This window comes from Flavonifractor sp. An112 (assembly GCF_904377885.1).
Classification (GTDB): domain Bacteria; phylum Bacillota; class Clostridia; order Oscillospirales; family Oscillospiraceae; genus Flavonifractor; species Flavonifractor avicola.
Window position 1 is genome coordinate 1 of sequence record NZ_CAJFGT010000036.1, and the last position, 26901, is coordinate 26901.

General features: G+C 61.5%; 16 protein-coding genes and 1 tRNA gene. 9 read left to right on the forward strand and 8 right to left on the reverse strand.

Annotated features, from left to right (window positions below; translation table 11 throughout):
• The 5 genes from IHN22_RS07060 to yfbR form a co-directional block, all read right to left on the reverse strand.
• The coding region (locus tag IHN22_RS07060) for a glucose-6-phosphate isomerase (RefSeq protein WP_191434400.1) at positions 1-922 on the reverse strand (922 nt) is incomplete at its 3' end.
• 110 nt (positions 923-1032) lie between these two features.
• Positions 1033-2994, reverse strand: a complete 1962-nt coding sequence (locus tag IHN22_RS07065) for a molybdopterin-containing oxidoreductase family protein (protein ID WP_191434401.1) — start codon at positions 2992-2994, stop codon at positions 1033-1035.
• 136 nt (positions 2995-3130) lie between these two features.
• Positions 3131-4489, reverse strand: coding sequence for a PFL family protein (locus IHN22_RS07070; protein ID WP_087188458.1), 1359 nt, complete (start codon positions 4487-4489; stop codon positions 3131-3133).
• A gap of 12 nt (positions 4490-4501) precedes the next feature.
• Positions 4502-4771, reverse strand: a complete 270-nt coding sequence (locus IHN22_RS07075; RefSeq protein ID WP_087188457.1) for an ACT domain-containing protein — start codon at positions 4769-4771, stop codon at positions 4502-4504.
• A gap of 47 nt (positions 4772-4818) precedes the next feature.
• On the reverse strand, positions 4819-5406 hold the full coding sequence (yfbR, locus tag IHN22_RS07080; RefSeq protein ID WP_087188456.1) for a 5'-deoxynucleotidase: 588 nt from the start codon (positions 5404-5406) through the stop codon (positions 4819-4821).
• Between the two features lie 225 nt (positions 5407-5631).
• On the opposite strand from yfbR, the gene IHN22_RS07085 reads away from it, so the two are divergent.
• Positions 5632-8553, forward strand: coding sequence for a leucine-rich repeat protein (locus IHN22_RS07085; RefSeq protein ID WP_191434403.1), 2922 nt, complete (start codon positions 5632-5634; stop codon positions 8551-8553).
• Between the two features lie 69 nt (positions 8554-8622).
• Here the strand turns inward: IHN22_RS07085 and ppdK are convergent, their stop codons facing one another.
• Complete coding sequence (gene ppdK / locus IHN22_RS07090) at positions 8623-11262, reverse strand: pyruvate, phosphate dikinase (protein ID WP_191434405.1); 2640 nt, start codon at positions 11260-11262, stop codon at positions 8623-8625.
• Between the two features lie 264 nt (positions 11263-11526).
• On the opposite strand from ppdK, the gene IHN22_RS07095 reads away from it, so the two are divergent.
• Together IHN22_RS07095 and IHN22_RS07100 are read left to right on the forward strand one after the other, a co-directional pair.
• Positions 11527-11907, forward strand: a complete 381-nt coding sequence (locus IHN22_RS07095) for a BlaI/MecI/CopY family transcriptional regulator (RefSeq protein WP_191434406.1) — start codon at positions 11527-11529, stop codon at positions 11905-11907.
• A 1-nt stretch (position 11908) separates the two neighbouring features.
• Positions 11909-14434 carry a M56 family metallopeptidase gene (locus IHN22_RS07100; protein WP_191434408.1) on the forward strand — a complete coding sequence of 842 codons (2526 nt, stop codon included), beginning with the start codon at positions 11909-11911 and terminating at the stop codon, positions 14432-14434.
• A 58-nt stretch (positions 14435-14492) separates the two neighbouring features.
• Here the strand turns inward: IHN22_RS07100 and IHN22_RS07105 are convergent, their stop codons facing one another.
• Entirely contained in the window at positions 14493-16691 is a 2199-nt protein-coding gene (locus IHN22_RS07105; RefSeq protein WP_191434410.1) for a hypothetical protein, read from the reverse strand.
• A gap of 35 nt (positions 16692-16726) precedes the next feature.
• The gene (gene rlmB / locus IHN22_RS07110) at positions 16727-17494 is read right to left on the reverse strand and encodes a 23S rRNA (guanosine(2251)-2'-O)-methyltransferase RlmB (RefSeq protein WP_087188673.1); all 768 of its coding nucleotides are present in this window, start codon (positions 17492-17494) and stop codon (positions 16727-16729) included.
• A gap of 205 nt (positions 17495-17699) precedes the next feature.
• Here rlmB and ftsH point away from each other — a divergent pair, with 205 nt between their 5' ends.
• The 6 genes from ftsH to IHN22_RS07140 form a co-directional block, all read left to right on the forward strand.
• Complete coding sequence (ftsH, locus tag IHN22_RS07115) at positions 17700-19829, forward strand: ATP-dependent zinc metalloprotease FtsH (RefSeq protein ID WP_300985843.1); 2130 nt, start codon at positions 17700-17702, stop codon at positions 19827-19829.
• Between the two features lie 144 nt (positions 19830-19973).
• Positions 19974-20049 (forward strand) — tRNA-Ala (locus IHN22_RS07120).
• A 387-nt stretch (positions 20050-20436) separates the two neighbouring features.
• Positions 20437-21360 carry a transporter substrate-binding domain-containing protein gene (locus IHN22_RS07125; protein WP_300985845.1) on the forward strand — a complete coding sequence of 308 codons (924 nt, stop codon included), beginning with the start codon at positions 20437-20439 and terminating at the stop codon, positions 21358-21360.
• A gap of 73 nt (positions 21361-21433) precedes the next feature.
• Entirely contained in the window at positions 21434-22207 is a 774-nt protein-coding gene (locus IHN22_RS07130) for an amino acid ABC transporter permease (protein ID WP_242961218.1), read from the forward strand.
• A gap of 1 nt (position 22208) precedes the next feature.
• Positions 22209-22973, forward strand: coding sequence for an amino acid ABC transporter ATP-binding protein (locus tag IHN22_RS07135; protein ID WP_087270794.1), 765 nt, complete (start codon positions 22209-22211; stop codon positions 22971-22973).
• A gap of 397 nt (positions 22974-23370) precedes the next feature.
• On the forward strand, positions 23371-26901 hold a 3531-nt coding region (locus tag IHN22_RS07140; protein ID WP_191434414.1), incomplete at its 3' end, for an S-layer homology domain-containing protein.

A 26901-nucleotide genomic window follows, 5' to 3' on the forward strand; every position in this document is an offset into this window, starting at 1 on the left:
CCATGGAGTGCAGGTCGGCGGTGAACTCCACGCTGGCAGGGAACAGGCCCTTGCCGTCCTTGCCCTCGCTCTCGCCGTAGAGCTGCTTCCACCACTCGCCGAAGAAGCGGTAGGAGGGCTCATAGCCTACCAGGATATCCACCTTCTTGCCGGCAGTATACAGGGCATGGCGGGCGGCAGCGTGCTGCCAGGCGGGGTTGGCCTCGCCGGGCACAGCCAGGGTCTCCATCTCCTCCCGGGCGCCCTCCATCAGGGCGGTGATGTCCACGCCGGCGCAGGCGATGGGCAGCAAGCCCACGGCGGTGAGCACGCTGTAGCGGCCGCCGATGGCGTCGGGCACCACGAACTCCTCGTAGCCCTCGGCATCGGCCAGACCCTTCAGGGCGCCCTTGTGGGCGTCGGTGGTGGCGTAAATGCGCTTGCGGGCATCCTCCTTGCCGTACTTCTCCTCCAGCAGATTCTTGAAGATACGGAAGGCCACGGCAGGCTCGGTGGTGGTGCCAGACTTGGAGATCACGTTGATGGACCAGTCCTTATCCTTGATGAGGTCCATCACCTCCAGCATGGCGTCGGTGGACAGGCCGTTGCCGGCGAAGTAGATGGCGGGGCCGTCCTTGTGGGTCAGGTTGAAATTGGGAGAGTTGACCAGCTCGACCACGGCCCGGGCGCCCAGATAGGAGCCGCCGATGCCGATGACCACCAGGGCCTGGGAGGTGGCGCGGATGCGCTCCGCCGCCGCCTGGATGCGGGCAAACTCTTCTTTATCATAGTCCCGGGGCAGGTGGACCCAGCCGGTAAAGTCGCCGCCGGCGCCGCTGCCGGTCTCCAGCTTCTGCCGGGCGCTCTCCAGGGCGTCCAGACGGCTGGTGAGCCAAGTGTCGGGCAGGAAAGAACGGGCGTTGGAGGTGTCGATTTGAATCATGGTGACGTCACTCCTTTTATGTTTCACAAAGCCAGAATCGGCTGATGCCTTTATCATACACCCGGGGACCGGCTTTGACCAGAGAAAAAAGCCAATTCCCGGAAAAACCTTTAGGCCTTACGGACCCAGATGGTGTTGTCGTTCATGGTGGTGGCCTCGCCCCAGTCGGACAGGCGGTCGTGGGTCAGGCAGTTGACGGTGTTCTCGCCGGGATAGACGCCCTCGGCCACCACCGTCATGGGAGCCACCGCCCGGTCCAGAGCCAGGGTGCAGGTCATCTCGCCCAGCTTGTTATAGCACACCACCTGCTCCCCCTGAACCAGGCCCAGACGGGCAGCGTCCTCGCTGTTCATACGCACCGTCATTTCCCCCCGCAGGTCCCGCAGGGTGGAGGACTCATTGAAGGAGGAATTGAGGGTGTGGACCACCGGGGCGCAGATCAGGTGGAAGGGGTCAGAGCCGCCGTGGGGCGGGAACCAGCCGATGATAGGATCGTCCAGATGGACCTTGCCGTCCTCGGTCTGAATGGGCAGGGGGAAGGGGGATTCCAGCACCACCGGCTCCCCGGCAAGCACCTTGTCCTTCTCCTCCCGGGAGAGGGCCCAGCTGTCCTCCACCATCTGGCGGCACAGCTCCTCCGCGGTGCGGCCCTGGAAGGGATCGTCCAGACCCATGGCGGCGGAGAGCAGGGTAAATACCTCAAGGTTGCTCTTCACCTCACCGGGGGCGGGAACCACCGCCGGGGCGTACTGGATCTGCCGGTACCCGTAGGGGGTGTACAGGTCGGTCTGTTCCACCATGTAGGGGGCGGGCAGGATGATGTCGGCGTATTTGGCGGTGTCGGTCATGTACCGCTCATGGACCACGGTAAACAGGTCCTCCCGGGCCAGGCCCCGGCGGACGGCGTTCTGGTCGGAGGTCACTGTGGCCGGGTTGGCGTGGTAGACATACAGGCTGCGGATGGGGGTGGAGAGGCCCTTGCCCTCCAGGGCGCGGCCCAGCTGGTTGATGTTGATCATCTGGGTGTTCGGCCCGGCCAGGTCGGGACGCTTGACGGCGGACTTATCCACCAGATCGGGGGAGGAGCACACGCCATAGGTGCCGCCGCCCTTCTTGGCCCAGGCGCCCACAGCGGCGGGCAGAGCGGTGATGGCCCGGGTGGCCTCGCCGCCGTTGCCCGAGCGGGAGAAGCCGCTGCCCAGCACGATGCAGGGGGCCTTGGCTCTGCCGTAGGCCCGGGCCAGGTCCCGGATCACATCGGGGGCCTGACCGATGAGACACTGGGTCTCCTCCGGGTCCCACACATCCAGAGTAGCCCGAAACTCCTCCCACCCGGCGGCGTGCTCAGCCAGCCATGCCTCGTCGGTGAGGCCCTCCTGGTCCAGCACCTGGAGCATGGACAGAGCCAGGGCGCCGTCGCTGCCCGGCTGGATCAGAATGGTCTGGTCGGCCAGCTCAGCGGAGGGGTTTTCATACACGTCGATGAGGATGATCTTGGCACCGTTGGCCTTGGCCTTCCGCAGGATGGGGGCCAGATGGGCCCGGGTGGCGGGGATATTGGTGGACCACAGCAGGATCAGGTCACTGTGCTCCACATCCCAGGGGGCCAGGTCGCAGGAGCCCCCCATCACCTTCTGCCAGCCGGTGGACTTGGCGGTGCTGCACAGGGTGCGCTTGAGGCGGCTGGCGCCCAGGGCGTGGAAGAAGCCCTCTCCGCAGTTGCGGTGGACCACGCCCATGGTGCCGGCGTAGGAGTAGGGCAGAATAGTCTCCGCTCCGTACTGGGCGATCAGATCTTTCCAGCGGGATGTGATTTCTCCGATGGCCTGATCCCAGGAGATGGGCTCAAACTCCCCGGTCCCCTTGGCGCCGGTGCGGCGGAGGGGAGTGAGGATACGCTCAGGGCTGTTGATAGCCTCCGGCAGATTGCGCATCTTGGCGCACACCCAGCCGTCGGTGAAGGGGTTGGCCGGATCACCGGTGATGGAGGTGACGGTATTGCCCTCGGTCTCTACCAGCAGAGAGCAGCCCTCAGGGCAATCATAGGGACAGGCAGAACGACAAGTGGACATGATGATAACCTCCTTTTGAAAAAGGCCGCCCGTGGGCGGCCTTTTGCGAGCAAAACAGGAATCATTTGCGTAGGGGCCGACGCCCACATCGGCCCGGCGGTTTTGTATCTAGAGGGGGACAACGTCCCCCCTGGACTCAGTTCTTCAGGCTCTGCATGGGGGCGGGGATACGGCCGCCCCGGGCCACAAAGGCCTCAGCGCTCTCGGAGTGGACGGGCATAACGGGGGCGGAGCCCAGCAGGCCGCCAAACTCCACGGTGTCGCCCACCACCTTGCCGGGGGCGGGGATAATGCGGACGGCGGTGGTCTTGGAGTTGACCATGCCGATGGCGGCCTCGTCGGCGATGATGGCGGAGATGGTGGCGGCGGAGGTGTCGCCGGGGACCGCGATCATGTCCAGACCCACGGAGCACACGCAGGTCATGGCCTCCAGCTTGTCCAGGTGGAGGGTGCCGGCACGGGCGGCGGCGATCATGCCCTCGTCCTCACTGACGGGGATGAAGGCGCCGGACAGGCCGCCCACATGGGAAGAGGCCATGACGCCGCCCTTCTTCACCGCGTCGTTCAGAAGGGCCAGGGCGGCGGTGGTGCCGTGGGTACCGCAGGTCTCCAGGCCCATCTCCTCCAGAATGCGGGCTACCGAGTCGCCGATGGCGGGGGTGGGGGCCAGGGACAGGTCCACAATGCCGAAGGGCACCCCCAGACGGCGGCTGGCCTCCTGGGCCACCAGCTGACCCATACGGGTCACCCGGAAGGCGGTCTTTTTGATGGTCTCGGCCACCACGTCAAAGGGCTGACCCTTCACGTCCTTCAGGGCGTGGTGTACCACGCCGGGGCCGGACACGCCCACGTTGATGATGCAGTCGGGCTCGCCCACACCGTGGAAGGCGCCGGCCATGAAGGGGTTGTCCTCCACGGCGTTGCAGAACACCACCAGCTTGGCGCAGCCAAAGCCGCCCTTGTCGGCGGTGAGCTGGGCGCACTCCTTGATGATGCGGCCCATGACGCCCACGGCGTTCATGTTAATGCCTGCCTTGGTGGAGCCCACATTGACGCTGGCGCACACCAGGTCGGTGCGGGCCAGGGCCTCAGGGATGGCGGCGATGAGCTTCCGGTCGGCCTTGGTGGCACCCTTCTGCACCAGGGCGGAGAAGCCGCCGATGAAGTTGACGCCCACCGCCTTGGCGGCGCTGTCCAGGGCCACAGCAAAGGGCACGTAGCTGTTGGTCTCGGAGGCGCCGGCCACCAGGGCCATAGGAGTCACCGAAATGCGCTTGTTGACGATGGGAATGCCGAACTCCCGCTCAATGGCCTCGCCGGTGGCCACCAGATGCTCGGCCTGGCGGGTGATCTTGTCGTAGATCTTGCGGCAGGCGGCGTTGGGGTCGGAGTCGGCGCAGTCCAGCAGAGAGATGCCCATGGTGATGGTACGCACATCCAGATGCTGCTGGTCGATCATGTGGATGGTGTCAAAAATTTCGTTGGTATTGATCATGTCGTCTCACCCTCAAATGCGATGCATGGCGTTGAAGATGTCCTCCCGCTGGGCACGGATGGACAGGTCACGGTCCTTGCCCTCCTGCTCCATCAGGGCGGCCAGATCGGCAAAGGGCATATCGCAGTTGCCGGCGTCCACCAGCATGACCATGGTGAAGTAGTCCTGGAGGATGGTCTGGCTGATATCCAGAATATTGACGTTGTGCTGGGCCAGCAGGGCGCAAACGGCGGACATGATGCCCACACGGTCCTTGCCCAGAACGGTGACAATGGCTCTCATACTTGATAACTCCTTTATTTCTTCTGTCTCTATGAAAACGGCGCCGGTCATTCCCGGCCCATCTCATCCAAAGTCATGCCGAAGGCGGGGAGGAAATGCTCCAGAAAGTAGTCCACCTCGGGCAGGTTATAGCCTTTCAGCGCATCCAGCGTCTGACGGGCGGCCTGCTGGAACTCGCTGTTGCCCGCCTTCAGCTCCTCCAGGCACTTGATGTGGGCGGACAGCTTGTCCGCGGCCTTCACCAGGGCCTTGGTATCCGGGTCATAGTCCTCCCGCAGCAGGGGGGAGAAAGCGGGGCGCAGCTGCTCCGGCAGCATGGCCAGCAGCTTGCCGGCGGAAAATTCCTCCACCTTTTTGTAGGCGTCCCGGATCTCCGGGTCGTAGTACTTGATGGGGGTGGGCAGGTCGCCGGTGAGGATCTCAGGGGCGTCGTGGTACAGGGCGGCCATGGCGGCCAGCCCGGGATCGGCCTCTCTCCCGAACACATCCCGCCGGATCACCGCCAGGGCGTGGGCGAGCACCGCCACCATGTGGGAGTGCTCCTGAATATTCTCCTGGAAGGTATTGCGCATGAGCCCCCAGCGGTTGATATACCGCATCCGGGACAAATAGGCAAAAAAAGGATGTTGATCCACAAAAAATGCCTCCCATCCGTCGAAACAAGTTATTTTACCATAAAAGTAGGGCGGTGTAAACGGCAGGCGGTTAAACTTCCTGTCCCAAAACAGGAACAAGGGCCGGAAAAAATGAACAGGAAAAATGATGCAAAATTTCCCGTTACAGGGCAAGTTGTGCTATACTGGTATCATATAGAGCCGCACTGCCGACTTGGTGCGGATGCAGGAGAAGGAGGAACACACATGGCTAGCAGGAAACGACGGTTTGTGAGCATTTTGGCAGCCCTGGCGCTGTTGCTGGGCTTGCTGCCCGCTGCCTCTGCCTCAGCGGAGGACGGCGGCTCCTACAGTTCTTCGATTCAGTGGAGTTTCAGCGGGGATACGCTGAAGCTCACCGGTACCGGGCCCATGCTGTACGGTACCACCACACCGTGGGACAAGTATAAGTCGGACATCCGCCGGGTGGAGGTGGGCTATGGCATCACCACCCTGTGCAATAATGCCTTTGCCGGCTGTACCAGACTGACGGATGTGGAACTGCCCGGCTCTCTCCAGAACATCGGCGACAACGCCTTTGCCGACTGTACAGCCCTGACCTCCATCGAATTTCCCAAATCCCTGGAGTTGATCGGCAACGGGGCCTTCCGCAGCAGCGGCCTGACCTCGGTGGAGTTCCCCGGCTCGGTGGACTTCCTCTATAGCGAGGCCTTTGCCTACTGCGACGGACTGACGGAGGTGGAGCTGCCCGACACCATCCATACCATCAATGGCCAGGTGTTTTACGGCTGCGCCAACCTGACCACCGTTGATCTGCCCGCCATCTCGGTGATGGGAGAGTATGTTTTTGGGGAATGCCCCAAGCTGAAAACCGTGTACTGGCCGGAGTATATGAGCGCCAGCTACAACTATTTTAACGGCTGCAACCCTCTGACGGTCTATTATGAGGGCAGCCGTGAGGAGTGGGAAGGCATCGCCCAATGGAAGGGACAGCTGGTGCCCGCAGGGTCCACCATCTACTACGGCAGCGGAGGCTCGGGCACCGAGACCCCCACTCCGGAGCCCACGGTGACGCCCAAGCCTACGGTGACACCGACGCCTACCCCCACGCCCACACCCACCCCTACCCCCACACCTACTCCGACGCCCACCCCCACCCCGGCCCAGACGGGCCAGGCCATGGAGGACGGGGAGTATCCCATCCGGTTCCGCTCTGAGGTGGTGTATGGGTCTCTGACCTATGACTTCTACTACAGCGAGGACTTTTTCACTCACCCGGCCACAGAGTACGACCATGAGCTGGCCAAGACCACCCTGGGGCTGGTTATGGCGGGCTTCTCCACCACCTCCAGCGACAGATACTACACCACCGACGGGGATGTGGGCCGGGAGGACCATATCCGCCAGGCCTACGAGACTCTGGGCTTTGACGGGGCGGCCTTTTACAACTACGACGTGGCCCTGGACTGCACCGACCACAAGGTGGCCTTCTCCTTTGCCCGTAAGACTCTGGAGGAAAACGGACAGACCTATACCGTCATCCCGGTGATCATCCGGGGCGGCGGCTACGGCGCCGAGTGGGCCAGCAACTTCTATGTCAATGACGATTCGGCCCACGCCGGATTCCGCCGCGCGGCCGAGGAAGTGTACGATGCCCTGGAGGAGTATGTGGAGGCGGCGGAGTCCGGCGGCCTCTCGCTGGGCACCGTCAAGCTGTGGATCGGCGGCTACAGCCGGGGCGCGGCGGTGGCCAATCTGCTGGCGGCCAAAGTGTGCAACGACTTCTCCCGGGTGGACTCCGATCATGTGTACGCCTATACCTTTGCCACCCCCCAGGCGGTGACTGGAATGGAGGAGGGGGGCGTCTCCTGGGACTACAACAATAATTACAGCAATTCCCTGATTTTCAAAGAGGGATATGATCCCAGCAACATCCACAACATCATCTACAGCGGCGACGTGGTGCCCCGGGTGCCGCTGAACGACTGGGGCTACCAGCGAAACGGCAACGATTTGTTCCTGCCTGTGACCCGGCTCTCGTCTGAGGCTGGGGGTCTGGGCGCCGCCTATAAGGAGATCACCCGGCAGAACATCAACTTCAAGGAACTGGCGAATTCGGGCAGAATCCAGGATCTGGAGAATTCCCTGGCCTCTATCGCCAAGGACGCCGCTTACTACGAAAAGCACTATCAGGAAGCCATCATGGATATCTTCCAGTATCTCTACATGGTGCCCAACCGCTCGGTGGTCAGCGAGTCGAAGGATAACCTGGACGAGATTGCCCGGCAGATTGCTTCCCTGGACCACATCTCCGCCAGCCCTGAGGAAGTGGCCTCCAAATGGGATGCCGCCCAGGCCATCTCCGATGTGGTGTACCTGGCCAAGGAAATCCAGGTACCGGTGCCTCTGATTTTGATCGGCATGATCCATGGGCTGGGTCCCGATGTGCTGGGGATACTGTTCCAGTACGCTGTCGGGGTATTCCCGGACGGCCTGTTGTCAGATGATTTTTCCGAAGTGGCCATGGGTCATCATCCGGAGGTCTATCTGGCATTGATGGAGTACTATGACTACCAGGACGAAAACGACTACTCCATGCGGCCTGTCACCCACACGGACGCCAACAGCTGGCTGGATTCGCTGATGCCCGACGTGGCCAGAGGCAGCTACTACAACAGCGCCGTCACCTGGGCGGTAAACAACGGCGTCACCACCGGCACCACAGCCACCACCTTCTCCCCTGACCGGGCCTGTACCCGGGCCGAGGTGGTCACCTTCCTGTGGCGGGCCTACGGCTCGCCCATGGTGGAGGATGACGGCGTGCCCTTCCGGGATGTAAGCTCTGACGCCTTCTACTATGATGCGGTGCGCTGGGCGGTGGAGAGCGGCATTACCAGCGGCTCTTCGGCCACCACCTTCTCCCCCAATGCCGTGTGCACCCGGGCCCAGGTGGTTACCTTCCTGTGGCGGGCCCACGCCGACCAGCCCAAACTCTCCGGCAGTACCGTGTTCCGGGATGTGAAGAGCAGCGACTACTACTGGTATCCGGTGCGGTGGGCTGCGTCCAACGACGTCACCACCGGTACCTCCTCCACCACCTTCTCCCCCGACCTGCCCTGCACCCGGGCCCAGGTGGTCACCTTCCTCTACCGGGACCAGCGGCTGTAATAAAGTTTAAATGGCAAACAGAGGCCGGCTGCAAAGCAGCCGGCCTCTGTTGTGTAATTTGCAAGGGTGTTACCGGGGGTTCTTGATGGCGGCCTGAGCAGCGGCCAGACGGGCGATGGGCACACGGAAGGGGGAGCAGGACACATAGTCCAGGCCGACCTTGTGGCAGAACTCCACAGAGGTGGGGTCGCCGCCGTGCTCGCCGCAGATACCCATATGGATGTCGGGACGGGTCTGATGGCCCAGCTGGACGGCCATGGCCACCAGCTTGCCCACGCCGTTCTGATCCAGGTGGGCGAAGGGATCGGACTCGTAGATCTTCTTGTCGTAGTAGTAGCTCAGGAACTTGCCGGCGTCGTCGCGGGAGAAGCCGAAGGTCATCTGAGTCAGGTCGTTGGTGCCGAAGGAGAAGAACTGAGCCTCCTTGGCGATCTCGTCGGCGGTGAGGGCGGCACGGGGGATCTCGATCATGGTGCCAACCTCATACTTCATGTCGATACCGGCGGCGGCAATGATGGCGTCGGCGGTCTTGACCACCACGTCCTTGACGTACTTGAGTTCCTTGACCTCGCCCACCAGGGGGATCATGATCTCGGGCACCATGGTCCAGTCGGGGTGCTTCTTTTGGACGTTGATGGCGGCGTTGATGACGGCGGTGGTCTGCATGGCGGCGATCTCGGGATAGGAGACGGCCAGACGGCAGCCGCGGTGACCCATCATGGGGTTGAACTCATGCAGGGAGTCGATGACGTTGTGGAGCTTCTCCAGAGGGATGTTCATCTCCTTGGAAATCTCCACGATGTCCTCCTCCTTGGTGGGGAGGAACTCATGCAGCGGGGGATCCAGGAAGCGGATGACCACGGGATGGCCCTGCATGGCCTCATAGATACCCTCGAAGTCGCCCTGCTGATAGGGCATGATCTTGGCCAGAGCCTTCTCACGGTCGGCCACGTTGTCGGAGACGATCATCTCACGGATGGCCTTGATGCGCTCGCCCTCGAAGAACATATGCTCGGTGCGGCACAGGCCGATGCCCTGAGCGCCGAAGGCGTAGCCCTGAGCGGCGTCGCGGGGGTTGTCGGCGTTGGTGTACACCTTCAGCTGACGGTACTTGTCGGCCCAGCCCATCAGGCGGCCAAAGTAGCCGGAGCCGGGATCGGCGGGCACGGTGGCGATGGCCTCGCCGTAGATGTTGCCGGTGGAGCCGTCCAGGGAGATCCAGTCGCCCTCATGATAGTCCTTGCCGGCCAGAGTAAACTTCTTGTTCTCGTAGTCCACCACGATGTCGCCGCAGCCGGACACGCAGCAGGTGCCCATACCGCGGGCCACCACGGCGGCGTGGGAGGTCATGCCGCCCCGGACGGTGAGGATACCCTGGGAGACCTGCATACCCTCGATGTCCTCGGGGGAGGTCTCAAGACGGACCAGGATGACCTTCTCGCCACGGGCGTGCCACTCCTTGGAGTCCTCGGCGGTAAAGACCACACGGCCGCAGGCGGCGCCGGGAGAGGCGGCCAGGCCCTTGCCCACTGCCTGGGCCTTCTTCAGGGCCTCGGGGTCAAAGGTGGGGTGGAGCAGGGCGTCCAGCTGCTTGGGATCGACGCGGCACACGGCCTCCTTCTCGTCGATCATGCCCTCGTCCACCAGATCCACAGCCACCTTCAGGGCGGCGGCGGCGGTGCGCTTGCCGTTGCGGGTCTGGAGCATATAGAGTTTGCCGTTCTCAATGGTAAACTCCATATCCTGCATATCCTTGTAGTGCTGCTCCAGGCGGTTGGCGATGTCGGCAAACTGCTCGTAGACAGCGGGCATCTCCTCGTGGAGCTTGGAGATGGGGGAGGGGGTGCGTACGCCGGCCACCACGTCCTCGCCCTGGGCGTTGATGAGGTATTCGCCGAAGAGGGCCTTCTCACCGGTGGCGGGGTTGCGGGTGAAGGCCACGCCGGTACCGGAGTTGTCGCCGGAGTTGCCGAACACCATGGACTGCACGTTGACGGCGGTGCCCCAGTCGTAGGGGATCTCGTTCATGCGGCGGTACACATTGGCACGGGGGTTGTCCCAGGAGCGGAACACGGCCTTGACGGCTTCCATCAGCTGGACCTTGGGGTCCTGAGGGAAGTCCTCGCCCTTTTCCTTCTTATAGAACTCCTTGAAGAGGACCACCAGGTGCTTCATGTCGTCGGTGTCCAGCTCCACGTCCTGCTTGACGCCCTTCTTGGCCTTGACCTCGTCGATGATCTCTTCAAAGCGCTTCTTGGACAGCTCCATGACCACGTCGGAGAACATCTGAATGAACCGGCGGTAGGAGTCGTAGGCGAAACGGGGATTATTGGTGAACTTGGCCAGGCCTTCCACCACCACGTCGTTGAGGCCCAGGTTGAGGATGGTGTCCATCATACCGGGCATGGAGGCCCGGGCGCCGGAGCGGACGGAAACCAGCAGGGGGTTCTCGGGGTCGGCAAACTTCTTGCCGCAGATCTCCTCCATCTTGCCCAGGTACTCGTAGATCTGGGCCTGAATGTCCTCGTTGATCTGACGACCGTCATTATAGTACTGGGTGCAGGCCTCGGTGGTCACGGTAAAGCCCTGAGGTACCGGCATACCCAGATTGGTCATTTCGGCCAGATTGGCGCCCTTGCCTCCCAGCAGCTCACGCATAGAGCCGTTGCCTTCGGAGAACAAGTAGACGTACTTGTGAGAATTGCCCATTTTCACATTCCTCCTAAGTTTGCCCCGCCTGGGGCGGGACGGTTCACTGGGTCATATTATACCATTTTGACAAACAAATGCAAGGGTTGGGTGGTGTTATGTGCCAATTTTCACCAAACTAATGAGTATGAAAATAAATTTCAAAAGTTGGAGGGGGCGGCATGATCTGTCATGAAATTGTAACCCGATTGGGCTTGACAAAAGGAGATTACAGTTGTACCCTAAAGCTGAAAGGTACAACTGTAACCGGAAGGAGGAGACGCCATGGGTGCCGCAGAAGAGAAGATCACCGAGGCGGAGCTGGAGGTGATGGAGGTGCTGTGGGACGCCGGGGAGCCGGTGACACTGAGCCAGATCAGGGAGGCCCTGGCAGACAGGAACGGGGAGACGGTCAAGACCCTGCTGCGGCGGCTGTGCGCCAAGGGTGCGGCGGCCCAGGAGAAGCGGCAGGTCTACTATTACCGGCCTCTGGTGAGCCGGGAGGAGCTGGGCTGCTACCGCACCCGCAAGCTCATTGACAAGCTGTACGCCGGGTCGGCCCGGCAGATGGTGGCCGCCCTGGTGGAGCACGACCAGCTGTCCGGGGATGACATCGCGGAGCTGCGGGCCCTGCTGGACGGCCTGGGCAGAGAAGAGGCGCGCTGACATGGCGGCTTTTCTGCACACCCTGCTCACGCTGAGCATACTGGGTTCTGTGCTCACCGGCCTGCTGCTGTTGGTCCGGCCCCTCATCAAGAGCAAGGCGGCGGCCTACTACCTGTGGCTGCTGGTGTTGGTGCGCCTGGTTTTGCCGGTGGGGGTGACCCTTCCGCTGCCTGCCCTGCCGGAGCAGGGGACCTACCAGGCCCACACCCAGACGGAGGTTTCCCTCAGCGGTCAGACCGACCCGGTCCAGATCCAAAGCCAGACAGGGGAACCCACAGGCCCAGCCGCGCCTGAAGATCCCGGCGTACCGGAGCAGCCTGCCGCTCCGGCGGCAGACTGGAAGGGAGTGCTCACCGCCCCTGAACTGTGGTTCGGCCTGTGGGCCGCAGGGGCAGGCCTGTGGCTGGGGCGGTATGTGTGGGGCTACCGGCGCTTTGCCGCCCTGGTGCACGCCTCCGCCCGACCTGCCGGTCAAGGAGCCCAAAATGTGCTGGCTGCCCTGGACCCGGGCGGGCGCACTGTGGTGCTGGAGTGTATCCATGTCCATACCCCCATGCTGCTGGGGGCGATCCATCCCGCCATTGTGCTGCCTGTGGGGGTGGAAAACGACCGGCTGGCGGATATCCTGTCTCACGAGCTGACCCATGCCCGGCGGCACGATCTGCTCTATAAATGGCTGGCGGCGGCGGTGACCAGCCTCCACTGGTTCAATCCCCTGATGGTGGTGGTGCGGCGGGAAATCTCCCGCTCCTGCGAGCTCTCCTGTGACGAGGCGGTGACCAGAACCATGGACGGCCCCGCCCGGAAGCACTACGGGGAGACTCTGCTGGTGCTGGCCGCCCGGCCCCCCAGAGGCATGGGGGTGCTGGCCACCACCCTGTGCGAGGAAAAGGCACGACTGAAAGAAAGGCTGGTGTCCATTATGAAAGGAAAGCGGCAGGGGCCCGCCGCCCTGGCGGCCACCCTGGCTCTGGCCATTGTTTTGACCGGCTGCGCCGCCATCAGCGGGGCGGCCCCCAGCCCCAGCCCGGAGCCTACCCCCGACCTGAGCGCTCTGCTGGAGAACCCGGTGCTGTATGACCTGGACTATGACCTCCAGCTGGCCATTCCCAGCGACCTGGACAGCAAGCTGCTGGTGGAGCTGCCCGAGGAGGGAGAGGACTTCCTGGTCTGCGTGTGGGAAAAGCGCAGCTATGAGGCGGCGGGCGGCGGTGACACCGACATGGGGTGGCTCTTCACCCTGGTCCGGTGGGATCAGGCCACCTACGAACAGTACCTCATCTCCGACGGCAGCGGGGTGACGCCCTTTGGCTATCGGGATGGCTGGTACTATGTGTGGCTGACGGCCAGCGATGTGCGGTTCTACAGCAATTCCCAGGACGAAGCGGTGATACAGGCGGAGGAGGCGGAGTGGACGAACCTGAATAAGCGCCTGCCCGAGGAGGTGCGCCCCGACTTCCTTGCCCGCAACGGCCTGGAAACCTACGAGGACAGTATGTACTTCCACGACGGCTATGTATGGGAGAGCGATCACCGCTACGTCTACTTCCGCACGGAAAACTGGGGCGAGTCCATTACTCTGCTCCTCTCCCAGCCCATCAAACAGGGGGAGGGCGGCATCTGGTGCGTGGAGGGCTGGGTGGACAACAACTACGGTACCCGCTATCTGGTGCTCCCCCGGGATACCGGCACCACGGCGGTGGACTACTACACCCAGTTCCAGCAGCAGGCGGACAGGGGCCATGAGACCGGCCTGCTGGACCCCCTCTCCACCGCCAGGGAATGGCTGAGCGAGCAGGGCTATGATGTGGGCGCCGGCTATGTGGAGCTGGTGGAGGGGGACCCGGCCTGGAACATCTATGGCCGGGAGATGGAGCCCATCCTGGCCGGCAGCAGCCCCGCCCGGACCCTGACCTATGAAAACGGGCAGGAGACGGATGTGGAGACCTACGGCGTCATTGACAGCAGCATCCAGCTGTGGGTGCGGGTGTGGGTGAAGGCCCAGGCCCCTGCCGCCCTCAACGGCAAGGCGGTGACCTGCACCGATCAAAACGGAGACAGTCTCATCTTCCTGGAGGAGGGCGGACTGGTGGGCATCGTCCGGGACGGGGAGACCAGCTGGTATGCCTATGCCTACGACTACGACGCCCCCAGCCCCTATGAGACCATGTACAGCGCCTGCCAGGACTGGCTGGCCCTGAAAAATCCGCCGCCCTCCCACAATTACTCCTCGGAGGAGTATGACCGGGCCTATGAGACGGTGGTACAGAGCTTTGAGACCGGGATGGCGGGGTGTACCCTGGAAAGTTCGTACTATGATCCCCAGCAGTCCTATGCGGTGGCGGCGGACTATCTCCACACCGACGACCCGGAGCGGATCAACAATGTGATCGTCTTCTTTGTAAGCTTTACCACCGACGGCAACCAGCCGGTGCTGGACCCCAACACCACCTACACCGACTATCAGTTCATCCTCCAGCGGGAGGATAAGGACTCTCCCTGGGTAGTCATCGACGGAGGGTATTGAGAAGAGGAACCAACAAGACAAAAAGATCCCCTGCCAGCTGGCAGGGGATCTTTTCGTCTCAATATTTGTTGACCATTCCCGAGATCAGGGGGGTAGGCACCAGCCACATGATGAGGAACACCAGCAGGTTGGAGGCCGACAGGGAGGCGTAGGCCCCCACAAAGGTGAGGTAGAAGGCCAGAATCAGGCCTACCACCGCCCCCAGGCTGGCCAGCGCCGCCGAGGTGCGGACGGCCCGGCGGAGCCGGGCGGCGCCTACCACCGCCTCGGAGTAGGGCCCGATGCCCTCCCGGCAGAGGACGGCGGTGAGAATGTCGCTGTGGAGCTGGTCCTCGTCGGACAGCTCCATCCGCCGCTCCACAGAGGGGTATTCCATCCGGTCCACCGGCAGCTTGAACCGCTGGCGGAGCATGGCGGGGGTCAGGTTGAAGTCCCGGGTGGCCATCACCGGGGACACCCGGTTGCGGATCAGGCTGGTGAGGGCCGGGTCCACGGTGCCGTGGAGGGTGTAGTTCAGGGCGAAGATGCCCGCCAACTCCCCGTCGATGGCACAGAATACGGCGTTCTTCACATGAAGTCCCGGGGGCAGGGCGATCTCCATCAGCCGCATGAAGTCGGCGGAGCCCACCAGTACCTGCTCATTGCGGATGACGCCGGACAGACCGCCTTCATAACAAAAGAAGTTGGATACCCGGCGGTAAATGGCCCCCTGGGCCCGGAGCAGGTCGTGGAAGGGCTTGTCCAGGCCGCAGCCCGATTCCCGGATGAGGGTGGCGGTATCGGCTACCACCTTTTCCGCCGGGAAGTCGCCAAAAATCTTGATGCCGTTGAGGGAGACACAGCCCGGGGGGAACAGGTCGGAGTCGGTGACCAGAATGCCGCTGCCGCCGGTGGCGGTGACGCCGTCCCAACCGGCGATGGCGGCGCCCGATTTGCTCAGCCGCTGGCACAGGGTAAGCCAGGGCTGCCCGAAGCACAGGGCCCCCGACAGGGAGGCGGAGGCGGTGAGGGTGGCGGACAGGCACCACAGCAGCCGCTCCGGCGCGCCCCGGCCAATGGAGGCCACGATGCTCAGCAGCATACTGGCGATAAACAGCAGGGGGCAGATCCGCCGGAAGATACGCTGGGCGCCGTCGCTGGCCTGCATTTGCCGGCCAAAGCCTACCGGATCGCCCGACCACTTGGCGTAGGTGTCCCGGCCGTTCCACTTGCCCTCGTCCAGGGTGACCAGATAGGGGTGGGAGGCGGCCGCCGCCGTCTTACAGGCCAGCCGCAGACCCCGCCGCTTTCGGTAGGTGCCCCGCAGCAGCAGGGAGATGCCCAGCACAATGGCGGCGCAGTAGGGCATCTGGCCCTCCCGGGGGTCCAGCTTGAACATGGTAAGGGCGTCGGCCAGAGTGGCGGCGGAGGCAAAGAGCAGCAGGGTGTCCATGCCGAACTCCAGCCGCAGCAGGCCGAACAGACCCCGGAAGAGCACATCCAGCCCCAGCAGCATGGCCAGCACCTGGACCCCGGCCAGGGCCAGCACCCGCAGCTCAGGCGTAAGGGCCTGGGGATGGGGAAAGACCTCCAGGGTCAGATAGAGGGCGGGCAGGAACAGCAGGAGGACCAGGGTGGCCCTCAGCCGCATCCCCTTGAGACCCTTGCCGTACCGTTTGGCCAGATCCGCCGGGGGCAGATCGGGGGCGGGAGGCGGCTCCTTCCGAGGCTTGCGCTCCCGGCGGCGGGGGGAGGGCTCCTCCTCCTCGTCGGTGCCGGGGATAAATTCCTCCGCCCGGCGTACCGCCGTGTCGTCCTCCATGCCCTCCTCTTCAAACATATGCTCGGCGTAGTCGTCCGCCTTTTTCAGCAGTCGGTTGATGCCCTGGGTGAGGGGGCTTTCCTCCGGCCCGGCGGCCTCCTCCGGAAAGTCCAGCACATTGTCCTCCACCGGAGGGGCTTTGGACGGTTTTTGCGGGGTGGGTTCCGGCTTGGGCGGGGGGGCCTTCTCCACCGGCGGCTGCCGGGTGGCGGCGGCCTTGGGTTCCTTCTGAGTCTGCTCCTGACCGCCGTCGGGGAAGGTGAGCACCCGCCCCGGCTTTTTGGAGGGGGAGGAGGGACGCTGGCTTTTGGGTACTACCGGGAAGGGTATGGTATCCTCCTCATCCGGTTTTTTCTTTTTCTGCCCGCCGCCGAATTCCGCCAGAATGGATTCCAGGGAGAACTCGTCCCCGCCGGGCAGATCCTCATTCAGTTCGTCATCCCGGTCTTTTGCCATGGGAACGTGCTCCTTTTTTTGAAGATCAGTGGTTGTCAGCCCATCCGCTGCCGTACGGCCTCATAGAGCAGAATGGCGGCGGCGGCGCTGGCGTTGAGGGAGTTGAGCTTGCCCTTCATGGGGATACGGACCAGGAAGTCGCAGGTCTCAGATACCAGACGGCCCATGCCGTCCCCCTCGCTGCCGATGACAATGGCGGCGGGGCCCTTCAGGTCGGCGTCGTAGAGCAGCCGGTCCCCGTCGGCAGCGGTGCCGAACACCCATACCCCTTCGTCCTTCAGCTCCTTGAGCAGGGCGGGCAGGTTGGGCACCCGGGCCACCGGAATATGGCTCACCGCGCCGGCGGAGGTCTTGGCCACCACCGCCGTCAGGCCCGCCGAACGGCGCTTGGGGATAATGACGCCGTGGGCTCCGGCGCACTCGGCGGTGCGGATCACCGCGCCCAGATTGTGGGGGTCGGAAAGCTCGTCGCACACCACGATGAGAGGGGGCTCCCCCTTCTCCCGGGCGGCGTTCAGAATATCGTCCACGCTGGCGTACTCCCGCACCGCGGCCTGGGCGATGACACCTTGGTGGGAGTGGGTGCGGCTCATAAAGTCCAGTTTCTTCCGGTCGCACTCCACCACCACGATGCCCTTGTCCCGGGCAGCGGCGGCGATGTGGGCCAGGGCAGAGTCGGTCTCTCCCCGGGCCAGGAAAATTTTATCAATGGGCGTGCCCGCCCGCAGGGCCTCGGTGACGGCGTTGCGCCCCTCGATGATGCCGTCTGCCTCGGCCTGAGGGGCCGGTCTGCGCTCCTTCATAATTGGTTCCGCCTTTCTTGTTGATCGCTACCAGTATACCACAAGACCTGCCGCAGAAAAAGATAAAAATTACCCCTTTGAACCCGGCCGCTTTCATAGAAAGTTTACAGCTTTCGGCCTTCCCTTTCTTGTTTTTTGAGGGTGCGTGTGCTATAACTATAATTACTTTCCAGATAGGAATGAATGCACTCAAGGAGGCATCCTCTTGAATTTCGATCACCAGAACAACAACCGCGGAAAGGGCGGAGGCAATAACAAGCGCAACATCACCGCCATCGTGTCCATCATCCTGTGGGCCCTGGTGCTGACGGTGCTGGTGAACTATGCCACCTCCATATTCCGCCAGGCCAACTCGGTGGAGATCAGCTACGGCACCTTCCGGGAGTTGGTCAAGGAGGACTGCGTGGCAGGCGTGCTCATGGAGTCCAACAAGTACACCATTTATTTAAAAGACGGGGTGTCGGTGGACGCCAACGGCAACATCACCAAGACGGCCACCGCCGCCGGCCTCACCGGGGAGCAGGAGGAGACCACCGTGCCGCCCCCCTCCCAGTGGGACAAGACCAAAACCACCTATTACTGTGCCCCCATCACCCAGGCGGGGGTGCGGGACGACGGGCTGATCGACCTGCTGGAGGAGCACGACGTCACCAGCTTCGGCCCCGAGTATGTGGAGGAGCTTAACCCCATCGTCTCCATGCTCATCTCCTGGGTGCTGCCCATGGTGGTCATGGTGCTGCTCTTCTCCTTCCTGTTCCGCAGCATGGCGGGCAAGATGGGCGGCGGCCTGGGCAATCTGGGCAAGTCCAACGCCAAGGTCTATGTGGAGAAAAAGACCGGTGTCACCTTTAAAGACGTGGCCGGTCAGGACGAGGCCAAGGAGTCCCTGGTGGAGATCATTGACTTCCTCCACAACCCCCAGAAGTATACCGAGATCGGCGCCAAGCTGCCCAAGGGCGCTCTGCTGGTGGGCCCTCCCGGTACCGGTAAGACCCTGCTGGCCAAGGCCGTGGCCGGCGAGGCCAACGTGCCCTTCTTCTCCATCTCCGGCTCCGACTTTGTGGAGATGTTTGTAGGTATGGGTGCCGCCCGTGTCCGCGACCTGTTCAAGGAGGCCAACAAGATGGCCCCCTGTATCGTGTTCATCGACGAGATCGACACCATCGGTAAATCCCGCGATAACCGCATGGGCGGCAATGACGAGCGGGAGCAGACCCTGAACCAGCTGCTGGCCGAGATGGACGGCTTCGACCCCACCAAGGGCGTCATCCTGCTGGCCGCCACCAACCGGCCCGAGGTGCTGGACCAGGCCCTGCTGCGGCCCGGCCGCTTTGACCGGCGCATCACCGTGGACCGGCCAAACCTGGCCGGCCGTCTGGCTACCCTCCAGGTCCATACCCGCAAGATCAAGCTGGCGGAGGATGTGGATCTGAAGAAGGTGGCTCTGGCCACCGCCGGTGCCGTGGGTGCGGACCTGGCCAACCTGGTCAACGAGGCCGCTCTCCGGGCGGTCCGTCTGGGCCGCAAGGCGGTCAACCAGCAGGACCTGCTCACTGCCTTCGAGCTGGTCATTGCCGGCGCCGAGAAGAAGGGCAGCGTCCTCAGCGAGTTTGAGAAGAAGCTGGTGGCCTACCACGAGGTGGGTCATGCCATGGTGGCCTACCGGCAGAAGCACGCCGAGCCGGTGACGAAGATCACCATCGTTCCCCACACCCAGGGCGCTCTGGGCTACACCCTCCACCTGCCGGAGGAGGACAAGAACCTCCACACCAAGGACGAGCTGCTGGCCCAGATCTGCGTCTCCATGGGCGGCCGTGTGGCCGAGGAGCTGGTCATGAAGACCATGACCAACGGCGCCGCGCAGGACATTCAGGATGCCACCAGCATCGCCCGCAATATGGTGGCCATGTTCGGTATGAGTGAGGAGTTCGGCATGATGGCTCTGGCCTCCCGCCGCAACCAGTATCTGGACGGCGGCTACGGCCTGGACTGTGCCGATGATACCGCCGCGGCCATGGATCAGGCGGTGCGCAGCATCATCGACTCCTGCTACAAGAAGGCCACCGAGATCCTCTCCGAGAGCCGGGAGGACATGGACAAGGTGGTGGCCTACCTGCTGGAGAAGGAGACCATTACCGGCGCCGAGATGGTGGCCATTCTGGAGGGCCGTGACCCTGCTCTGGCCGACCAGTACGCCGAGGCCGAGCGGCGGGAACAGGAGAAGAACAAGCCGGAGGAGAAGACCCAGGCCATTCCCCTGTGGGGCAGCCAGGAGGAGTCCTCCGTTCCGTCCCAGCCGGATCAGCCCTCTGAGGACAAGACAACGGAAGAATAAGGAAAATCCGGGCGCGCCGTCATGGCGCGCCCGGATTCTGCTTCTAAAAAATTTTGAGAAAAATGAAAAAAAGAGTTGACAGAGCGGGTGACCCGTGCTAAAATACAATTCGTTCGGTCAACCTGACTGGTGCCAAGTGAATATGGGGGTATAGCTCAGCTGGGAGAGCGCTTGAATGGCATTCAAGAGGTCAGCGGTTCGATCCCGCTTATCTCCACCAAAAAGACTTGAAACTTTGGTTTCAAGTCTTTTTTTGTGCTTCGAAGGAGACGGCGCCTGGCTGCTTGGACAGGGATGGAGAATATAAAGCCAAATTTTGCTGCAAGTTTAGTCATTATATCCTGCATAAACTAATTGACAAGCACGAAATATTCCGCTAAAATGACAGGCAAGTAAAACGGACCTGCAAAGAGGCAAGTACAGCCTCCGGCAGGTCCGTTTTCTGTTCCCAGAGATTTTTCTGGTCATACGGTAGCTGTCAAGATGGACAGAGGTATTTGGATCTTTGCCTGCAACGTCGCCATGAACCGTTTCCCCCCAAGAAACGCGGTCCATGGCGATTTTGTTTTTGCAAGGAAACTTCAGCAAGAGAAAGGATTTGAGGAGAATGAAACTGAAAAGAATCACAGCCCTTGTCTCTGGCGTCGGCCTGACCCTGTGCCTTGCCGCCTGCGGCGGCGGCGGAACTGCTTCCACCCCTTCGGCGGCGCCTGCCGGCTCCCAGGCGCCCGCCAGTTCCCCGGCGGCGGAGGAAACCAGCCAGGTGAAGCTGGTGGAGGACGGCAAGTTCAAGGTGGCCATGGAGTGTGCCTACGCCCCCTTCAACTGGACCCAGGCGGATGACTCCAACGGCGCGGTGCCCACCTCCGGTACGCCGGACTATGCCTACGGCTATGATGTGATGTTTGCCAAGGAGATCGCCGAGGAGCTGGGATGCGACCTGGAGATTGTCAAAATGGAGTGGGACGCCCTGATCCCGGCACTCCAGTCGGGCACGGTGGACGCAGTCATTGCCGGCCAGTGCATCACGGCGGAGCGGGCGGCCCAGGTGGACTTTTCCGACCCCTATTACTATGCCTCCATTGTCTGCCTGGTGAAGTCTGACAGCCCCTACGCCGATGCCCAGGGCATCAGCGATTTTGAGGGTGCTACCGCCACCTCCCAGCTGGGCACGGTGTGGTATGATACCTGCCTGCCTCAGGTGCCCGAGGTAGAGGTTCTGCCGGCTCAGGAGTCCGTGCCCGCCATGCTGGTGGCCCTGGACTCCGGAGCGGTTGACCTGGTTGTCACCGACCAGCCCACCGCCCTGTCCGCCTGCAACGCCTATCCCGATATGGTGATGCTGGACTTCTCCGGCACGGACGACGACTTTGATGTGTCCGAGGAGGAGACCAACTTCGGCATCTCCGTCCAGAAGGGGAACACCGGCCTGACTGAGGTGATTAACCAGGTCCTGAGCCAGTATACCCCTGAGGACTACACCGCCATGATGGATGAAGCCATTGCGGTGCAGCCCCTGAACGAAAACTGAGCCTCAGCGAAATCGGGATGCCGGGTACATTCGTACAGAATGTACCCGGCACTCACCCAAGGGAGGATGTCCGATGGACGAGTTAATGCAATTTGTGAGTGATATGGGGGCCGTCTGGTCCCGGTATGGAGGTTCCATTCTGCGGGGCGCCTGGACCACCATTCTGCTGGCAGTGATCTGTACGGTTTTGGGCTGTGTCATTGGTTTTGCGGTGGGCACGGTCCAGGCCAATCCGGTTTCCCCCCGGTACGGCCTGGTCCGCCGGGTGCTGACTCGGGTGGGCCACGGGCTGCTGCGGGCCTATGTGGAGTTTTTCCGGGGCACCCCCCTGATGCTCCAGGCTATGTTCATTTTCTACGGCGCGGCCTATGCCTTCGGTCTGCACATGGAGACCTTTTCCGCCGGTATCTTTATCCTGTCCATTAACACGGGGGCCTATATGGCAGAGACTGTGCGGGGCGGTATCCTGGCCATCGACCGGGGACAGATCGAGGGGGCCAAGGCCATCGGCATGACCCATAGGCAGGCCATGCTGCACGTGGTCCTTCCCCAGACGCTGCGCAATCTGCTGCCCCAGATCGGCAATAACTTCATCATCAACCTGAAGGACTCCTCCATGCTGTCGGTCATCAGCGTGACGGAACTGTTCTTTTCCTTTAAATCGGCAGCCGCGGCGCTCTACCTCTATTTCCCGGCGGCCACCATCGCCATGATTCTTTACCTGTGCATGACGCTGGTTTCGGCCTACCTGCTCCGGCTGTGGGAGCGTAAAATGACCGGTAAGGCAAACTATGAACTGGCAGAAAATCTGCCTGTAGGCGCCAATGAGGAAGGAGGGGAGGAATAAGATGGGAGCTCCATATCTGCGGGATTTTGCCCATCCGGTGCTCCAGGTCAGCCACCTGTCCAAAAATTTCGGGTCCCATCAGGTGCTCAAGGACATCGACTTCACCGTGTGCCGGGGGGACGTGATCTCCATCATCGGGGCCTCCGGCTCCGGCAAATCCACCCTGCTGCGGTGCATCAATCTGCTGGAGACCCCCAGCGGCGGCGAGATCCAGTTTCACGACCGGAATATCCTGGAGCGGGATGTGAATATCCCCGATTACCGGGCCAAGGTGGGAATGGTTTTCCAGAGTTTTAACCTGTTCAGCAATATGAGTGTGCTGCGCAACTGCGAGATCGGTCAGGAGAAGGTGCTGAAAAAGCCCAAAAAGGAGGCCCGGGACAGCGCCATGAAGTACCTGCAGCAGGTGGGCATGGCCCCCTACATCAATGCCTATCCCCACCAGCTCTCGGGCGGCCAAAAGCAGCGGGTGGCCATCGCCCGGGCTCTGGCCATGGAGCCCGAGGTACTTCTCTTTGACGAGCCCACCTCTGCCCTGGACCCGGAGATGGTGGGAGAGGTGCTGGAGGTCATGCGGGCCCTGGCCCATGACGGCATGACCATGCTGGTGGTGACCCATGAGATGTCCTTCGCCCGGGATGTGTCCAACCATGTGATCTTTATGGCCGACGGTGTGATCTGTGAGCAGCGGGACCCCCAGCGGCTGTTTACCGCCCCCAAGAACAAGCGTACCCAGGACTTCCTGCTGCGCTTCCTCCAGCGGTAGAGAATGAAACTGGAAGGTTCAAATGCAAATACTGTCCACAGGCAGAGGACAATTTTTGTGGCGAGATCTATGCTGATGCACAAATATTAAGGAATGAATTATTTTTACAGAACTGTATAATGCAGTAACTTAGTGGGATGTATGGCCGAGAAAAATATTGAATTGTGTATTTTATACAAAATTGTAGTGCTAAATATTATCTATGATATGGATATTGTGGTTTCATCGTGCCCGTAGTATACTTGAAAATACGGAGACGCAGTGTATGTGTGCTGTGTACTCACCAGGAGAAAACAAGTATAAATTCGCAAAAGTGAATAGAAGGGAGGCTTTTATTTCAGTCGAGACCGCAAGGCATATCAATCCATAGGCAACGACAAAAAAGGAGGCTCTACAGATGCAACAACGTCAGAAACGCTCCCATTCTTTTCTTGCATTGCTGTTGGCATTATCCATGCTCTTCTCCCTGACGATTCTGCCTGTATCAGCTGAGGAACCAGTAAAAACCGATGCTGACCAGGGGACAGCCACACTCACGCTGGACGACGACCTGCTCACTCTGGATATGAGCGAGGAAACGTTTCATGCAACCCTGACGGTTCCGGTCTCCACTGAGCAAAGCAAATGGACAACGGATCAGTGGAACACCTGGGCCGAAGGCATCACCTGGAGCCTGACCCGCGGCGAAGTGGACGTACAGGATCCTGCTCTGTACCCCTATATCTACACTGGTGACGATCTGGAGAACTGGATGAGCTGGGGCACCAACGGTAAGCACGGCTCTGACGGTACCAAGTATTTTACTCTGACCGATCCTGTGGTGACTGTGGCCGACGGCTACGCCACTGTGAAGCTGACCTTCAGCCACGGCATCTTCTTCAACATGAACGACCCCAAACTGCCTCTGGTGACCAACTCCCTCCAGGCCATCGGCAGCAACACCTTCCGCTACGCCCGCAACGTGTGGCCCGGCTTCATCGGCAACTACGAGCTGTCCGCCAAGTCTGGTGATACCGTTCTGGCCACCACCCCCATGGAGATCAACGTCTACGAGAGCAACGTCCGGCAGGACGAGCTGTACGATGAGCTGATGGAGATCAAGAAGCTGGCTGAGGCCAATGGCCGCTACTTCGACGTCCAGTCCTTCGGTAAAAGCACCGACGGCTATGACCAGTGGTATGCCGTGGTGTCCGACAGTGCCCAGTCCGTGGCCGACTTTAAGGAAATGAACGCCCTGGCTCAGACCGATCCCGATGCGGTGCTGGCCCAGATCGAAGGCGGCAAGGACTACCGCATCCCCATCATGATGAACAACGTCCACTCCGACGAGGCCGGCGGTGTGGATGCCCATGTCAATCTGCTGCGTACCCTGGCTACCGAAGATACCATCACCTGGAATACCATCACTGGTCTGACCGGTGGCAAGACTGTGGATGAGAGCCAGTACGATCCCAAGATCGTGGACTTTGAGATCACCAGCGATGACGGCGATACCGACTACGGTTTCACCGGCTACGGTCTGAAAATCAGCGCCACCACCATCAACGGTAACGGCAACGACGGCCGCACCGATGCCAGCGAGTATTATACCTTCAGTGAGGACAAGGAGCTGAAGGTGGACGAGATCCTGGACAACCTCATCATTATTGTTACTCCCGATGAGAACCCTGACGGTCGCACCTACAACACCCGTCCCAACGGCAACGGCTTCGACCTGAACCGGGACGCCTCCAACCAGACTCAGGTGGAGACCCAGAATATTGCCAAGCTCATCAGCGAGTGGAATCCCGTGGCCTTCGTGGAGTTCCACGGCTTTACCGCTCAGTTCCTGGTAGAGCCCTGTACGCCTCCTCACGAGCCCAACCTGGAGTATGACCTGTTTGTGGAGCAGTTCCTGCTGGGCGCCGAGGCCTACGGCAACGCCGCTCTGGCCACCATGTCTGTCCAGCACGCGGGCGAATTTGAGACCAAGTATCAGACCTATTACACCCCCCTGCGCGACAGCTTTGATGCTGAAACCGGCTGGGACGCCTGGGATGACCTGAGCACCAACTACACCCCCAGCTATGCCATGCTCAACTGCGGTTCCATGGGCTTTACCATTGAGACTCCTTCCGGCGGCGAGTCCAGCGTCCGTCTGCTGGAGTGCGGCGCCTACGGCCTGTGGCAGTTCCTGTCCGACTGTAAGGACACCTGTTACAAGGCCCAGCTGGAGTTCTTCCGCCGGGGCATCAACAACGAGGACCACCGGGAAGAGATGGAGCCCTGGTATGTGGATATGAGCAACCAGCAGCTGGATCCCGACACCTGGCGCGTTCCTTATGAGGGCAACAACAAGTACTTCCCCGAGTACTATGTGCTGCCTGTGGACGCCGAGTCCCAGCGCGATCCCGCTGACGCCTATGAGATGGCGGAGTTCCTCATGCGCAACGGCGTGAAGGTCTCCACCCTCACCAAGGACGTGACGGTGGACGGTGTGACCTACAAGGCAGGTTCTCTGGTGGTCAATATGTACCAGGCCAAGCGCAACTACGCAAACTGCGTGCTCAACCTGGGCTATGATGCATCTGCCTCCGGCTTCCCCTCCCTGTACTCTGAGTCCGTGGCCAGCTTCCCCAGTATGCGCGGCTTTGACTGCATTGCCATTGATACCATCGGCGCCTTTGACGGTGCCCTGAAGGAACTGACTGAGGTTACCGCTTCCGGTCAGGTCACCGGCAGCGGTTCTATCGTCATCCTGTCCAACAACGGCGATGAGACTGTCCGGGCCGTCAACGCTCTGCTGGACGCCGGTAAGGCGGTTGGCATGATCACCGAGGGCGACTACAAGGGCGATTTCGTGGTGAGTGCTTCCTCCTATAATATGGTATCCTCCGACTATGCGCTGGTGGCTACCCGCACCAATGAGATGCCTGTGGCCCATCAGATCAGCAAGCCCACCCTGTTCCTCACCGGCCGCTATGCCGACTTCGGCGACGACAAGGTGACTTCTGGTTACTATACCGAGTGGTTTGCCAATGGCTATGGCTTCATCAACTACGATAACATCCACAACAACGGTACCTCCAATTACGATGTGATGGCCTATGTGAAGCAGCTGGGCTTCACCGTAACGGATGATCCTGCCAAGGCGGATATCATCATTGGCTCGGTGGCGCTGGACAGCGGCGCCTATGGCGCTGAGGCCGTTGCGGCGGTCAAGGCCGGTACGCCCTATATTGCCACCGGTTCTGAGCCGCTCTCCTACATTCAGGAGAACCTGGTGACAGGAATTACTGCTGACTCCAGAGGTATGGAGGCCCTCCATCATGTCACTTATCCCTCCGACAGCCTCATCACTGCCAGCCAAGAGGCGGATGGTGACGACGTGATTTACACGCTGGATTGTACCGTTCTCACTGCCTATCCTGAGAATGCTGAGGTGCTGATCCAGGCCACCGATAAGGACAGCTTTATCGTGGGCTGCATGGCCGGCGGTAGCATCGACGGCGGCGTGGAGGCCATTGCGGTGGAGCAGGACGGAATGGATATTACCATCTTCGCCAACTCCATTGTCAACCGTGCCCACCAGCAGGACGACTATCTGTTTGCCACCAACACCATCTATTCCAAGATGCTGTCTGAAGATACCATGGATATTGTGGTCAGCACCCTGCCGTTTGATGATGTATATGGCGACGACTGGTTCTATAATGCGGTGAAGTATGCCTATGACAGCAAGCTGATGTCCGGCACTGCTTCCACCACCTTTGCTCCTCTCATGAGCACCAACCGTGCCATGGTGGTCACCATGCTGTGGCGGCTGGAAGGCCAGCCCAAGGCTGATGCCACCCTGTCCTTCACCGACGTGGAGAGCGGCGTGTGGTACACCGACGCTGTGAACTGGGCTGCCTCCAAGGGCATCGTCAAGGGCTACAGCGACACCGTG

Coding starts and splice junctions, on each gene's coding strand:
- ppdK (WP_191434405.1), bottom strand. CDS start 11,262: ATGGGCAATTCTCACAAGTACGTCTACTTGTTCTCCGAAGGCAACGGC.
- rlmB (WP_087188673.1), bottom strand. CDS start 17,494: ATGAAGGAGCGCAGACCGGCCCCTCAGGCCGAGGCAGACGGCATCATC.
- IHN22_RS07085 (WP_191434403.1), top strand. CDS start 5,632: ATGGCTAGCAGGAAACGACGGTTTGTGAGCATTTTGGCAGCCCTGGCG.
- IHN22_RS07130 (WP_242961218.1), top strand. CDS start 21,434: ATGGACGAGTTAATGCAATTTGTGAGTGATATGGGGGCCGTCTGGTCC.
- IHN22_RS07125 (WP_300985845.1), top strand. CDS start 20,437: ATGAAACTGAAAAGAATCACAGCCCTTGTCTCTGGCGTCGGCCTGACC.
- IHN22_RS07135 (WP_087270794.1), top strand. CDS start 22,209: ATGGGAGCTCCATATCTGCGGGATTTTGCCCATCCGGTGCTCCAGGTC.
- IHN22_RS07100 (WP_191434408.1), top strand. CDS start 11,909: ATGGCGGCTTTTCTGCACACCCTGCTCACGCTGAGCATACTGGGTTCT.
- IHN22_RS07095 (WP_191434406.1), top strand. CDS start 11,527: ATGGGTGCCGCAGAAGAGAAGATCACCGAGGCGGAGCTGGAGGTGATG.
- IHN22_RS07070 (WP_087188458.1), bottom strand. CDS start 4,489: ATGATCAATACCAACGAAATTTTTGACACCATCCACATGATCGACCAG.
- IHN22_RS07105 (WP_191434410.1), bottom strand. CDS start 16,691: ATGGCAAAAGACCGGGATGACGAACTGAATGAGGATCTGCCCGGCGGG.
- IHN22_RS07075 (WP_087188457.1), bottom strand. CDS start 4,771: ATGAGAGCCATTGTCACCGTTCTGGGCAAGGACCGTGTGGGCATCATG.
- IHN22_RS07065 (WP_191434401.1), bottom strand. CDS start 2,994: ATGTCCACTTGTCGTTCTGCCTGTCCCTATGATTGCCCTGAGGGCTGC.